This window comes from Nocardia transvalensis NBRC 15921, assembly GCF_000308875.1.
In the GTDB taxonomy this organism is placed as follows: Bacteria; Actinomycetota; Actinomycetes; order Mycobacteriales; family Mycobacteriaceae; genus Nocardia; species Nocardia transvalensis.
On the sequence record NZ_BAGL01000035.1, the window covers coordinates 27,915 to 40,496 of the forward strand.

The window sequence follows — 12,582 nt, forward strand, 5'->3', positions numbered from 1 at the left end:
CCCCGGGCGATACGAGGCCGGGAACGACGAGAACTGTTGTGCGCGTGTGGTTCACGCCTGGCGGTGGACCTGGCTGAACCGGTGTGCACGACCTGGTCAGCAGCGGGTGGCGCTCATGGCCGCCCGGGCGCGGCGCGAGTAGGGATCGCGAGCCCGGGGGTGACGGGGGTCGGGGGAGCGCGGCGTAGCCAGGTCGGTGGGCATGGCGGGTGGCATGATCGTGTCCCACCAGGGGCGCGGGCGGCGGGACCGGTGCACCACCTGTATGCCGACGGGATCGGTTGCGGCCGTGGTTATCCGGTGCGTGGCCGCGCCGGGGACAGCGTGGTCGGGGGCGTTGCGGGGCGGGCGGGTCGATGTCATGACGGTTGTGTGGGGGTCGTAGTGATCGTGCGGGTCGTGTTCGTTCAGGCGGCCTGCTGGCGGCATCGGGGCCGATATCGCCGTTTCCGGCCGGTCTGCCCACGGGCCTGGCAAGGCCGGGGTGGGGTCGAGGTGCTCGTGCGGAGGTAGGGCACCACGCGGGTGGCGTCGGGGCCGCGAGGGGTGTCGGTGGCGGTGAACACCACCGGCTGCCCGGCGACGAGGGTCCTGTACCCGGGAACCTCGATCACTCGGTGCTCGACGAACACCGCGGGCCCGATGTCGGGTGTCAGGAACCCGAAGCCCTTCTCGGCGTCGAACCAGGCGACCCGGCCGTGTTGCCAGCGCGGCAGTTCGGCGCCGTGGGTGTGCGGGTCGCATCGAGTCGTCTCCGCGTGGCGGGCGGCGGGGTCAGTCGGTGTGGTCGTAGTCGTAGTCGTCATCGCAGTCCAGTGGGGTGATCCAGGCTTGGTCGATACGGTCGGTGAGTGCGGCGGGATCGATTGCGGGGCGCGCGGTTTCGGCCGGTGGCGCCAGGGTGGCCGGGTCCAGTCCGGCGTCGCGGTCGCTGTCACGGACGAGAATGCTCTGTTCGGCGCGGTCGACATCGCTGCCGGCCGGGACGAAGGTCGAGGTGCTGGTCACAGCTGTCTCCTCCTCGGATGGTCATCGTGGGCGTCGATGCGTCGCAAGGGGGCCGGGTGAGCCCGGACGTGCGCGGACCGGGCTCACCCGTCGACGGAAGGACTCTGACAGAACTTCTGCGGTGTCGTGTTCCCGCGCGGGGCGGCGGACCGGGCCCGCCCGCTGAGTGCCACTCGCGGTGGCTGTGCACGCGCCGGACCGAGGGGTGTCCCGATGCGCTGGTGCCGAGTTGCGGGCGCCGGACCCGGGTCGCCGACCACTGGTCGCGAGAACTGTTGTGTAGGAGAACGTTTCGTGTGATTTGCGTTTGTCGTCAGTGTTTCTGACAGGCATCACCTCACTCCCACTTGTCGTCGAGCGCATCGAGCCGGGCGGGCGTGCCCAGGACGGGCGGGCCGCGCCCCCGAGCCTGCACCGGGCCGGGCCGACGTCCGTGACGCAGTGCCGGCCGCCGGCGCCACGGCCGGTGCGGTCGTGGCCTGTGTCCGCGAGCCGGTGCGGAAATCCACCGGTCGCGGGCCTGGCACAGGATCTCGTCGACCTCGGCGAACAGCTCCGCGAGATCGGGATCCAGCGCCAGCAGCCGGGCATCGAGCCCCGACAGGGTCTCGGCAGCCTCGCTCGAAGCGGGGCCGGTCGCGCATATCGTCGTGCACACCATCACAGGACCTCCCGTGACGTGAGCTCGGGTCAGGCGTTGATCGCCTGCTTGTCGTGGCGGAGGATCTCGATCTTGCGGGGTTTGGCCTTCTCCGCCACCGGGATCACCAAGCGCAGCACCCCGTCGCGGTAGTCCGCGCGGATGGCGTCGGTGTCGAGGTTCTCGCCCAGGAACAGCTGGCGGGAGAACACCCCGCGGGTGCGTTCCGCGGCGATCATCGACCGGTCCGGATCCAGGTCCGGGCGTGTGGCCTTCACGGTGATCACGTTGCGTTCGATGTCCAGGTCCAGGGATTCGGGGTCGATGCCGGGCAGGTCGAGTTCGACGAAGAACTCGTCTCCCTCGCGCCAGGCGTCCATCGGCATCACCGCCGGGCGGGCCGACGTGCCGAACACCTGCTGGGTCAGGCGATCCAGATCCCGGAACGGATCGGTGCGCATCAGCATGGTCGCCACCTCCACTCAACTCCATTCTCGATCGAAGTGTACTCAGATAACCTCTGTCATATGGCTTAGATTTGTTTTAGCACTCTACCGAGAAGAGTGCAAGCATCGTGCTGAGGTAATCTGAAGGCATCGAGAAAGAGGAGAAGGGATGCCGGATCGACACGACCGCCTGCCCGGTCCCGGTGGCGATCACCGGCCCGGTCCCCGGCAGGCGGTGTACGGGATCTCGGTGGCCGCCGAGCTGGCCGGGATGGGCACACACTCGCTGCGCTTGTACGAGCAGCACGGCCTGGTCACCCCCGCCCGCAGCGCGGGAGGTACCCGCCGCTACAGCGACGACGACCTGGCGCGGCTGGCACGCATCGCCGACCTGACCGGCCAGGGGATCAACCTCGCCGCGATCGCACGGATCCTCGACCTCGAGGACACCAACACCGCCCTGCGCGACAGCAACGCCGCCTTGGCCGCCGAACGCGACCGGCTCCGCGGGCACCACGATTCGTCATGACCCCGGCATCAGTGGAAGAGTTCCTCGACCAGTCCCTGATACAAGGTCAGCCCGACCAGCATCAGCGCCGACACGGGCAGGCGCAGCCACTCGGAGCTGGCCGCGGCGACGAACCCGAGAGCGATCGCGGTGATGGGCGCCGACCACACCGGCGGCATGTTCGCCAGGTGGGTCAGCATCTGGTTGACGGCAGCTGCCAGCAGCCCCGCCCCCGCGGCGGGAAGCAGCAGATTCCGGGGCGGGTACATGCGTGCCCCGCACCTGCCGTGGCGGCGGATGTTGTCTAGGTGGTCGGTGCGAGGTGGCGGCGGAACCATTCGGTGAGGCCCGCGTCGACCTCTCGGGCCTTCGGGGACTGGGGTGCGGGGTCGATGCCCGGCTCGTCGGCGAGGGGGTGTGCCAGGCCGGGGATGGACAGCAGGTCGGCTCGGTTGCCCAGTGCGTTCGCCAGCTGTAGGGCGTCGGCGCGGAGTGCGGGGTGGTCGTCTTCGCCGCTGACGATCAGCAGTGGTGCGCGCTCGGCGATGGTCTCGGCCCGGGGGATGAAATCCAGTGCGTCGGCGATCTTTTCGGACTCGGCGTCGTAGGGGTAGTCGCCGAACAGGTCGACGACCGACCGCATCCGGATGGCGGCGTTCACGAGGGCGCCGGCGAAGATCGGGACCTCGCTGTCGGCGAGAATCCGCAGCGCGACCGCGCCGCCGAGGGAGCCGCCGAGCACGCCGATCGGGCCGTTGTCGACCGGCAACCGGTCGCGCAGCGATGCCAGTGCTGCCGGGAATTCCTCGACCGCCTGCTGGACGAACGGATGGAGATACAGCATCAGCGGGTCCTTGGTGGCCAGCTCCACGATGGCGTCGGTGCTGCCGTCGACCATGCGCGCCCCGCACAGGGGCATACCGAGATGCACTCGCCACGCCGGTAGATCGTTCATCGGCAACGCGGCGGCGAAGGCGGCATCCGACCTCGGGGCGTCCAGCATGTGCCAGGTGATGATCAGTGCGGTGGCGCTGTCGCGGGACGGCGGTAGTGCGGTGAACGGCACGCCGGCGGCGGTGCCCGTGATCGGTGCATGCATGCCATCACAGTAGAGGTCGCGCGGAAATGGGCTACGCCACAAACGAAACCAGCGCGGCCTGGGCAGGCACTCCCTAGTCGTCGGGGGAGGCGCGGCGGTTGCGTTTGGTGACGCCGCGCCGCTTCTTCGCGGCGATGCGACGTTCCTGTGCTCCGCGCGACGGCTTGGTGGCGCGGCGAACAGGTGGCGGGGCGGCAGCGGCGTCACGCAGTACCGAGGCCAGGCGTTCGCGGGCGGCCGCGCGGTTCTGCCGCTGTGCGCGGTGCTCCGACGCGGCGATCGTGAGCACCCCGTCGACCAGGCGGGTGGCCAGGCGCTCGAGCATCCGGGTCCGCAGCCGCTCCGGCACGGAGGGCGAGTTGGCAAGGTCGAAGGACAGCTCCACCCGGCTGTCGGTGGTGTTGACGTGCTGCCCTCCCGGCCCGGACGACCGCGAGAACCGCTCGCGCAACTCGGACGCGGGTATCACCAGCACCCCAGTCACGGTCAGGTCCTCCGCCATGATCCGACGCCGCTCTTTCCGATCCGCGAGTCGACCGGACCACGTCGGGTCCAGTCGCGACTGAATGATGACCTTGTCGTTCACGATAGTGCCTGAGACAGTCGGAACCCCATTGTCGTAGGCCGGAAGCGTAGAATTGTCGGCGCACGTGGGTTCTATTGATGAGCTACCTGTGAGGGGCGTGTTGAGCACGTCCCGTCCGCTGATGCGTCGCGGTCCCGGCCGGGATCCCCTTCCTTGGCCGGGGCCCCGACGTCTGTGGACGGTAACCGGCTTACCGATCGAGTACCGATGAACGGTAGGCCTGTCCGGGAAATACTCGTGCCGGTTGTTCCGGTGGAGAAAGGTCGGGCAGGCCATGGTGGAATCGTCTCGGCCGTCGTACGGCCGACGCCGAGTTTTGCGGGCAGCCGGGGTCGCTGGGTTCGCCGCCGTCGCGGGCTGTTCGACAAGACAGGAGCCGGCAGTGCGGACACGGTGGCGCACGGACGGATTGCGCGAGTTCGACGCCGTCGCGGAACGTGCCGTCGGCCCGGACCAGGTGCCGGGACTCGTCGCAGTGGCCGCCTGTGGCGACGAGGTCCACGTGCGGACCGCGGGCGTGCTGGCGATCGACGGCCCTGCGGTACAACGGGATTCGATATTCCGCATCGCCTCCATGGCCAAACCGATCACTGCCGCGGCCACACTCGTCGCGGCCGACAGCGGGCTGTTCGGTATCGACGATCCGGTCGACCGGTTGCTGCCCGAACTGCGCGACCGTCGCGTCCTGCGACGCATGGACGGCCCGCTCGACGACACCGTGCCCGCGGTCAGGCCCATCACGATCCGTGACCTGCTGACCTTCACATGCGGGTTCGGCGCTCCGGGGGACACTCTCTCGGCCGCATGGCCGATCGTGGCGGCCGAGAACGCCGCACACCTGGCAACCCTCGGCCCGCCCGCCCCGCAGGAACAGCCCGACCCCGACACCTGGATCGCCGCCCTGGGCCGCCTGCCGCTGCTGGCACAGCCGGGCGAGCGGTGGCTCTACAGCACGGGCGCGTCGATCCTGGGCGTCCTGCTCGCCCGGGCGGCCGGCGAACCCTTCGGCGAGGTGTTGCGGCATCGGGTCTTCGAGCCGCTCGGCATGCGCGACACCGCGATGTGGGCACGCGACACCGGTCGCCTGGCCACCGGCTACCGCGCCGCCGCCGCGGGTCTCGCCGTCGCCGACACCCCCGACGGCGCCTGGTCCACGGCACCGGCATTCGGCGACGGCGCCTCCGGTCTCGTCTCGACGGCCGACGACATGCTGGCGTTCTCCCGGATGCTGCTGCGCGGCGGCGCGCCGATTCTGTCGGCCGCGTCGGTGCACGCCATGACCACGGGGCAGCTGACGCCCGAGCAGCGGGCGAAGGGCGGTCTCGTCCCCGACTTCTTCGCGCACGGCTCCTGGGGATTCGGCCTGTCGGTGTCCGATTCCGGGGCCTACGGCTGGGACGGCGGCTGGGGCACCTCCTGGCTCGCCGACCCCGGACGGGACCTCACCGTCATCGTCCTGACCCAGCGGATGTTCGACTCGGCCCGAACCCCGCAGCTGCACAAGGATTTCCAGGCCGCCGCCTACGCGGCACTCGCCTGAGTGGTACTCGCGGCTGGAGGTGTGCGGACGGATCAGGGTCGGCGAGGTGGTTCAGTCGGCTGTGCCGAATAGTTGGTCCGCCATCTGAAGTGAGGCGTCGATGGTGTCGAAACCTCGTGGGAGCATGACGGTTTCGTAGGCGGCGATCGCGTCGATCAAGGGCTTCTCGCCGCGGGTGAGGAGTTCGTCGGCGAGGGTCGCGGCGTCCTGGAGGGCGGTGTTCGCGCCGACGCCGCCGGTCGGGGGCATGGTGTGGATGGCGTCGCCGAGGAGAGTGACCGGGCCGGGGGTCCAGGCGGGGATGCGCCGACCCGCTCGTAGGGCGATGGGGAAGAACGTGCCGGGGTCGGCGTGGGTGAAGATCTCGCGCAGATCCGGATGCCAGTCGGCGGTGGCGGCGACCGTGTGTTTCCACAGGTCCTCGGGGGACCGCGTGAACAGTTCGTCGTCGGGCAGGCCCAGCCGTTCCGGGCGCGCGAGCAGGGTGACCATCGTGTAGTCGGTCGCGCCCTCGGGCCGGGAGCGGAAGCGCACGGGCGCGAATCCCGCGCCGTATCCGGTGTCGTCGGAGATCCAGTTGAACCCGCGCCGAATGGCCGCGGGATACAGCGCCTCGGTCTCGGGCGTCAGCGCCATCCGGCCGTAGATGCAGCGAATCCCCAGATCCCGCACCGTGGCGTGCGGAAGCAACTGTCGCCGCACCGCCGAGCCGACGCCGTCGGCCCCGACCAGAAGATCGCCCTCGTCCTCGCCGCCCTCGGCGAAATGCACTCGTACCCGGCCGGATTCGGTGACCTGGTACCCGGCCAGCGTCCGCCCGAACCGGACGACGTCGTCGAGACCGGCGAGCAACCCCCGGCGGAAGGTGTTGCGGTCCACACAGGTGATCTCGTCGTCGGTGAGATCGGGGAAGTGCTGGGACATCACCTGCTCCAGCCGATGCGTGTACATCCCCAGCACGTCGTCGTTGACCCCGCTGGTCTCGCGCACCAGGTCGAACACCTCCGGCGGCAGACAGGCACGCAGGGCGGCATTGCCGTTCGCGTCGATGTGCAGGCGATAGCCCTGGTTGCGGGTCCGGGGCGTGGGGTCCTGCTCGTAGACGGCCACGTCCAGCCCGCCGTGGCGCAGCGCCTGCGCGAGCGCCAGCCCGCCGATGCCCGCGCCCGCGATGAGAATCCTTGGTGTATGCGACATTTCGATGTCCTTCACAGTCCGGCGAGCCTGCTGCCCGCCTCGGCACAGTCCAATGATCAATCGGATGCACAACTCTGTCAAGTAAGTGTTTGATTAACTCATATGGACAGTTGAAACTGCCAGGTGAATGTATGATCCTGGGCGTGCCGGATTCGAAACCTCGCAGGTCGCCCAAGCCGCAGGAGCGGCAGCGCGATCCGGAGCGCACGCGCGCACTGATCCTGGACGCGGCCGTGGCGGAGTTCGGCGCGCACGGGTACGCCGGTGCGCGGATCAGCGCGATCGCCGCCCGGGCCGGGGTCAACGTGCAGCTGATCTCGTACTACTTCGACGGCAAAGAGGGCCTGTACCAGGCCGTTTCACGGCAATGGCAGGAGCGGAACAAGGAGTTGTCGCCGCCGGGCACACCCCTGCCCGAACAACTGCGCCGCTACGCGATGGAGGCGGTGCACAATCCGGATGGCGCTCGCTTGCTCGCCTGGAGCGGATTGCAGTACACGGGGCCCGACAGCGATCCCGACCACGCGCCGCGCAGTCGGATGCTGAGTGAGAGCGTCGCCGAACTACGCGCCGTGCAGGAGGCGGGCGGGCTCCCGGCCGAACTGGACCCGGCCTGCCTGCTGGTCATGCTGATGGGGGCGGTCATGACGCCCACCACGCTGCCGAACGTCGTGGAGGGCGTCTGCGGCGCGGATCCCCGCTCGCCCGAGTTCCTCGAGTATTTCGCCGACCAGGTGGCCGTGCTGGCCAGGTCCCTGGGGCTCGACTCGGCCTGAGCCGGTGCGGATCAGGGCAGTGCGGGTAGCGCACCCTCGATAGGCTCGGCCGGCTCGGCTTTCGCGGCCACCGTTCGAGCCCGATCCCGGTACGGGGCGGCGATCGTCGCCCGCTCCCGCCACAGCTGCCACAGCGCGATCGCGAAGATGGTCGTGCCGATCACGTTCGCGACGAAATGCCACCAGACGCGGTAGGTCCACAACCCGGGCCCGGGATCGAGCTGACCGAAGAAGGTGGACAGCCCGATCGCCTTGGCGCCCAGCGCCACCGACACCGTCAGCGCGATGTGCTCGAGGCCGTGGATGCCCTGCATCACCACGCCCATGCGACCCCAGTGGCGCGCCCGGCTCTGCACCGCGTGATGGGTGACCAGCGCGACGCCGGCCAGTCCGGCGAGGAAGTGGAAGTTGCCGACCAGATGCAGGATCTCCATGCCGAGCGAGGGCTTGGTGTGGTCGACCTGACCGAATCCGTTCGCCAGGCCGGTGCCCCACGGGGTCATCCAGGACGGGGAGTTGGGATGCCCGACCCAATAGCCGACCTGCAGGACATGCTCCTGGAAGTGCCCGAGCTGGGCGAGCACACCGAGTCCGATGACGGCCAGGCCCGTCCGGAAAACCCAGGGTCGCAGGGGTTTGCGCAGGCCGACGGCCAGTACCGCGACCCCCGCCCACATCACCACCATCCACACGACCATCGCGATCGCTCCGGCGATCTCCCACCCGCCGGCTTCGGCTGCGTGCTTCATGTTCAACCGCCCTTCGGCCGCCACCACCCGCGGCGGTGGCGGACAGTGCTCGACCTGGCCGTCGAAGCTAGTGGCTTGCCGCCCGTCGCGTTCCGGCTTCGGAGGCTCTTGAGAAATGTCACAATCCGCCCAAAACGCCACGCTGACAACGTCCTGTCGACTAAGTCCGAAAACCGCGCTGGGCACCCGGCGGAGCGCCTGGAAGGATTCCGGGCATGAGTGTCAGCGGGGACGATGTCCGTGCCTTTGCCCTGTCGTTGCCGGCGACGGCGGAGCAATTCACCTGGGGTATGCCGACTTTCCGGGTCGCGGGCAAGCTGTACCTCACGCTGCCCGAGAACGAGACCTCGATGGCGGTGCGCTGCCCGATCGCCGACCGCGACGAGCTGGTGCTCGCCGAACCGGACAAGTTCTGGATCGCCTCCCACGAGGCCGGGAACGCGTGGGTCCGGGTGCGCCTGGCCGCCCTCGACAACCGCGACGAACTCGAGGTCATCGTCACCGACTCGTGGCGTCAGGCCGCGCCGCGGCAGTTGCTCGACGACGCGGGCTGATTCCGTACTCCGGATGTCAAGCGCTTTTCCAGCGCGTTTCCTGGAGTTACTCCACGTCGACCAGACCGCGGAATCGTCGTAGCGTCGATGTCGTGACCGTTCCAGAACACTTGCCCGCCACCGCGGGCGAGCTGCGCGCCGCGGGTTACGCGCCGCGCGGCGTCAAAACCGAGATTCGCGAGAACCTGCTGGCGCTGCTGGGGTCCGGTGAGAATCCGTGGCCGGGCATCGTCGGCTTCGACCGCACCGTCCTGCCGCAGCTCGAGCGCGCGCTGCTGGCTGGGCACGACGTCGTGTTGCTGGGTGAACGCGGCCAGGGCAAGACCCGGTTGCTGCGCACACTCGCCGGCCTGCTCGACGAATGGACCCCTGTGATCGCGGGCGCCGAGCTGGGCGAACATCCGCTCGAGCCGATCAGCCCGGCCGGGCGGCGGCTGGCCGCCGAACTCGGCGACGACCTGCCCGTCGCGTGGCGGCACCGGTCGGAGCGCTACGCCGAGAAGCTCGCCACCCCCGACACCTCCGTCGGCGACCTGATCGGCGACGTCGACCCGGTCAAGGTCGCGGAGGGCCGCAGCCTCGGCGACCCGGAGACCATCCACTTCGGCCTGGTGCCGCGCTCGCACCGCGGCATCGTCGCGATCAACGAGCTGCCCGATCTGGCCGAGCGCATCCAGGTCGCGCTGCTGAACGTGATGGAGGAGCGCGACATCCAGGTCCGCGGCTACACCCTGCGGCTGCCGCTGGACGTGCTGCTCGTCGCCACCGCGAACCCCGAGGACTACACCAACCGCGGCCGGATCATCACCCCGCTCAAGGACCGGTTCGGCGCGGAGATCCGCACCCACTACCCGCTCGACGTCGCGGCCGAGGTGAATCTGGTCCGCCAGGAGGCCGATCTCGTGGCGGAGGTGGGCGATCCGCTGATCGAGGTGCTCGCCCGGTTCGTGCGGCAGCTGCGCGAGTCGTCGGCGATCGACCAGCGGTCCGGAGTGTCCGCCCGGTTCGCGGTCGCCGCGGCCGAGACGGTGGCGGCGGCCGCGCTGCGCCGGTCCGCGATCACGGGGGAGCGGCCCGCGGTGGCCCGCCCGGTCGACCTCGACTCGGTGCCCGCGGTACTGCGCGGCAAGATCGAATTCGAATCCGGCGAGGAGGGCCGCGAGCAGGAGCACCTGACCCACCTGCTGCGGCGCGCGTTCGCCGAGACGGCGCGAGAACGCCTGGGCGGGTTGAACCTTCGCCCGCTGGCCGAGGCGGTCGGCGACGGCCACCTGGTCACGACCGGCGAGCGGGTGCCCGGCCAGGAGGTGCTCTCGGCGCTGCCGGAACTGCCGATCCTGCACGAGGTCGCCGCGCGGCTCGGCGTCGAGGCCGCGGAGTCGCCGACCCGCATCGCCGCCGCCGTCGAATTCGCGCTGGAATCGCTGTATCTGGCCCGCCAGATCGCCAAGGACTCCGACGACGGTATGACGGTGTACGGGCAATGACCATTCCGGATCGCTACTCCTACGGTCCCTATCACGAGGGGCCCGATCCGCTGGCGCCGCCGCTGGACCTGCGGGAGGCGCTCGACCAGATCGGGCGCGACGTCATGGAGGGTGGTTCGCCGCGGTCCGCGTTCGAGGAACTGCTGCGCCGCGGCATGCGCGACACCAGCGGCCTCGACGAGCTGACCCGCCGGCTGTGGCAGCGCCGCTCCGAGATCTCCCGGCGGCACCGGCTGGACGGCTCACTGCAACAGATCCGCGAGTTGCTGGACGAGGCCCTGGCCGCGGAGCGCCGCGCGCTGTTCCCGGACCCCTCCGACGACGCCCGATTCGCCGAGGCACAGCTGGACGCGCTGCCGTCGAGTACGGCCGCGGCGGTGGGCGAACTCTCCCAGTACCAGTGGCGTTCGGAGACCGGCCGCCGGAACTACGAGAAGATCCGCGACCTGCTCGGCCGGGATCTGCTGGAATCGCGCTTCCAGGGCATGAAGGACGCCCTCCAGAGCACCACGCCCGAAGACGTCGAGCGCATCCGGCGGATGATGTCGGACCTGAACGACCTGCTCGCGGCGCACGCGCGGGGCGACGACACCGAGCGGCAGTTCGCCGAGTTCATGGCCGAGCACGGCGAGTTCTTCCCCGAGAATCCGCGCAGCACCGAGGAATTGATCGATGCGCTCGCGGCTCGGTCCGCGGCCGCCCAGCGCATGATGAATTCGATGTCGGCCGAGCAGCGCGCGGAACTGTCGGAGCTGATGGGCCAGGCGTTCGGGGATCCGCGCATCGGCGAGCAGATCGCCGCGCTCGACGCCAACCTGCGGGCATTGCGCCCGGGGGAGGACTGGGAGTCGGCGCAGCGGTTCCGTGGCCAGGACCCGCTGGGCCTGGGCGAGGGCGCGCAGGCGCTCCAGGATCTGGCCGAATTGGACGCTCTCGCAGAACAACTCGGCCAGTCCTATCCGGGCGCGCGGCTCGAGGACATCGACCTCGAGGCACTGGAACGCCACCTCGGCGAGGACGCCCGCGTGGACGCCGCGCGCCTGGCCGAGCTGGAACGCGAACTGCGCAGGCAGGGGTTGTTCGAGCGGTCGCCCGACGGTTCGCTGCGGCTGACGCCCCGGGCGCTGCGGCGGCTGGGCGAGACGGCGCTGCGAGATGTCATCGGGCAGTTGCGATCCCGGCGCGGCGAACGCGATACCGCGCACGCGGGTGCGGCGGGCGAGCCGATCGGGTCCACGCGGCCGTGGCAGTTCGGCGACACCGAGCCGTGGGATGTGCCGCGCACGGTGCGCAACGCCGTGCTGCGGTCGGCCTCCACCGGCAATCGGGCTGTGGCGCTGGATGTTTCGGATGTCGAGATCATGGAGACCGAGCAGCGCGCCCGCGCGGCGGTGGCGCTGTGCGTCGACACGTCCTGGTCGATGGTGCAGGACGGCCGCTGGGTGCCGATGAAGCGCACCGCCCTCGCCCTGCACCACCTGATCGCCACCCGATTCCGTTCCGACGCACTGGATCTGATCACCTTCGGCCGCTACGCCACCACCGTCGACATCGGCGAGCTGACCGCGCTGGAACCCGTCTGGGAGCAGGGCACCAACCTGCACCACGCGCTGCTGCTGGCCGGGCGGCATCTGCGACGGCATCCGGACGCGGTGCCGGTCGTCCTCGTCGTCACCGACGGCGAGCCCACCGCCCACCTCGAGCCGGACGGCGAGGCGTACTTCGACTGGCCGCCTGTGCCGCCCACCCTGGCCGCGACGATGTCCCAGGTCGACGCCCTGGCCAAGCTGGGCGCGTCGGTCACGGTGTTCATGCTGGGAGAGGATCCGCGGCTGGCGGCGTTCGTCGATCTGGTGGCCCGGCGCAGTGGCGGGCGGGTGATCGCGCCCGACCTCGACGGGCTCGGCGCCGCCGTGGTGCGCGACTACCTGCGCGGCCGGCGCGGCTGAGTATTTCCGTGCCGCCGCGGGCGGACTCTGTGACAACCCTGTG

15 protein-coding genes and 1 pseudogene are annotated in these 12,582 nt (G+C 70.1%); 6 read left to right on the plus strand and 10 right to left on the minus strand.

Annotated elements, in window-relative coordinates:
* Positions 1–96: 96 nt before the first annotated feature.
* The 5 genes and pseudogenes from ON41_RS41490 to ON41_RS11540 all read right to left on the minus strand — a co-directional run bounded on the left by ON41_RS41490 (position 97) and on the right by ON41_RS11540 (position 2,115).
* Positions 97–363, minus strand: a complete 267-nt coding sequence (locus ON41_RS41490; protein ID WP_157185432.1) for a hypothetical protein — start codon at positions 361–363, stop codon at positions 97–99.
* Between the two features lie 155 nt (positions 364–518).
* Positions 519–716, minus strand: a pseudogene (locus ON41_RS43590) (cold-shock protein); the annotation flags it as partial.
* A gap of 58 nt (positions 717–774) precedes the next feature.
* Positions 775–1,008 carry an Rv3202a family protein gene (locus tag ON41_RS11530; protein ID WP_040747565.1) on the minus strand — a complete coding sequence of 78 codons (234 nt, stop codon included), beginning with the start codon at positions 1,006–1,008 and terminating at the stop codon, positions 775–777.
* A 337-nt stretch (positions 1,009–1,345) separates the two neighbouring features.
* Positions 1,346–1,669: a hypothetical protein gene (locus tag ON41_RS11535; protein ID WP_040747566.1), complete on the minus strand. Its 324-nt coding sequence runs from the start codon at positions 1,667–1,669 to the stop codon at positions 1,346–1,348.
* 29 nt (positions 1,670–1,698) lie between these two features.
* Positions 1,699–2,115 (minus strand): Hsp20/alpha crystallin family protein, encoded by a 417-nt coding sequence (locus ON41_RS11540; protein WP_083905286.1) that lies wholly within the window; start codon positions 2,113–2,115, stop codon positions 1,699–1,701.
* 148 nt (positions 2,116–2,263) lie between these two features.
* Here ON41_RS11540 and ON41_RS11545 point away from each other — a divergent pair, with 148 nt between their 5' ends.
* Positions 2,264–2,623: a MerR family transcriptional regulator gene (locus tag ON41_RS11545; RefSeq protein ID WP_051161250.1), complete on the plus strand. Its 360-nt coding sequence runs from the start codon at positions 2,264–2,266 to the stop codon at positions 2,621–2,623.
* 8 nt (positions 2,624–2,631) lie between these two features.
* Here the strand turns inward: ON41_RS11545 and ON41_RS11550 are convergent, their stop codons facing one another.
* The 3 genes from ON41_RS11550 to arfB form a co-directional block, all read right to left on the minus strand.
* The gene (locus tag ON41_RS11550) at positions 2,632–2,871 is read right to left on the minus strand and encodes a hypothetical protein (RefSeq protein ID WP_040747568.1); all 240 of its coding nucleotides are present in this window, start codon (positions 2,869–2,871) and stop codon (positions 2,632–2,634) included.
* A gap of 35 nt (positions 2,872–2,906) precedes the next feature.
* Positions 2,907–3,701, minus strand: a complete 795-nt coding sequence (locus tag ON41_RS11555; protein ID WP_040747569.1) for an alpha/beta hydrolase family protein — start codon at positions 3,699–3,701, stop codon at positions 2,907–2,909.
* Positions 3,702–3,774: 73 nt separating this feature from the next.
* The gene (gene arfB / locus ON41_RS43740) at positions 3,775–4,203 is read right to left on the minus strand and encodes an alternative ribosome rescue aminoacyl-tRNA hydrolase ArfB (protein ID WP_040747617.1); all 429 of its coding nucleotides are present in this window, start codon (positions 4,201–4,203) and stop codon (positions 3,775–3,777) included.
* 466 nt (positions 4,204–4,669) lie between these two features.
* Between arfB and ON41_RS11565 the strand changes: the two genes are divergently transcribed.
* A complete protein-coding gene (locus tag ON41_RS11565) occupies positions 4,670–5,827 on the plus strand; it encodes a serine hydrolase domain-containing protein (RefSeq protein WP_218003427.1) in 1,158 nt (385 codons plus the stop codon).
* Positions 5,828–5,878: 51 nt separating this feature from the next.
* Here ON41_RS11565 and ON41_RS11570 read toward each other — a convergent pair whose 3' ends face one another.
* Positions 5,879–7,024, minus strand: coding sequence for an FAD-dependent oxidoreductase (locus tag ON41_RS11570; RefSeq protein ID WP_051161251.1), 1,146 nt, complete (start codon positions 7,022–7,024; stop codon positions 5,879–5,881).
* A gap of 143 nt (positions 7,025–7,167) precedes the next feature.
* On the opposite strand from ON41_RS11570, the gene ON41_RS11575 reads away from it, so the two are divergent.
* Positions 7,168–7,800 (plus strand): TetR/AcrR family transcriptional regulator, encoded by a 633-nt coding sequence (locus ON41_RS11575; RefSeq protein WP_085995660.1) that lies wholly within the window; start codon positions 7,168–7,170, stop codon positions 7,798–7,800.
* Between the two features lie 11 nt (positions 7,801–7,811).
* Here the strand turns inward: ON41_RS11575 and ON41_RS11580 are convergent, their stop codons facing one another.
* On the minus strand, positions 7,812–8,549 hold the full coding sequence (locus ON41_RS11580) for a DUF6008 family protein (protein ID WP_051161258.1): 738 nt from the start codon (positions 8,547–8,549) through the stop codon (positions 7,812–7,814).
* Between the two features lie 215 nt (positions 8,550–8,764).
* Between ON41_RS11580 and ON41_RS11585 the strand changes: the two genes are divergently transcribed.
* The 3 genes from ON41_RS11585 (at position 8,765) to ON41_RS11595 (ending at position 12,539) form a co-directional block, all read left to right on the plus strand.
* On the plus strand, positions 8,765–9,103 hold the full coding sequence (locus ON41_RS11585) for an MmcQ/YjbR family DNA-binding protein (protein WP_040747571.1): 339 nt from the start codon (positions 8,765–8,767) through the stop codon (positions 9,101–9,103).
* Positions 9,104–9,195: 92 nt separating this feature from the next.
* Complete coding sequence (locus ON41_RS11590; protein ID WP_040747572.1) at positions 9,196–10,590, plus strand: sigma 54-interacting transcriptional regulator; 1,395 nt, start codon at positions 9,196–9,198, stop codon at positions 10,588–10,590.
* Positions 10,587–12,539, plus strand: coding sequence for a VWA domain-containing protein (locus tag ON41_RS11595; protein WP_040747573.1), 1,953 nt, complete (start codon positions 10,587–10,589; stop codon positions 12,537–12,539). The genes ON41_RS11590 and ON41_RS11595 overlap by 4 nt, the downstream gene beginning before the upstream one ends.
* Positions 12,540–12,582: the final 43 nt, after the last annotated feature.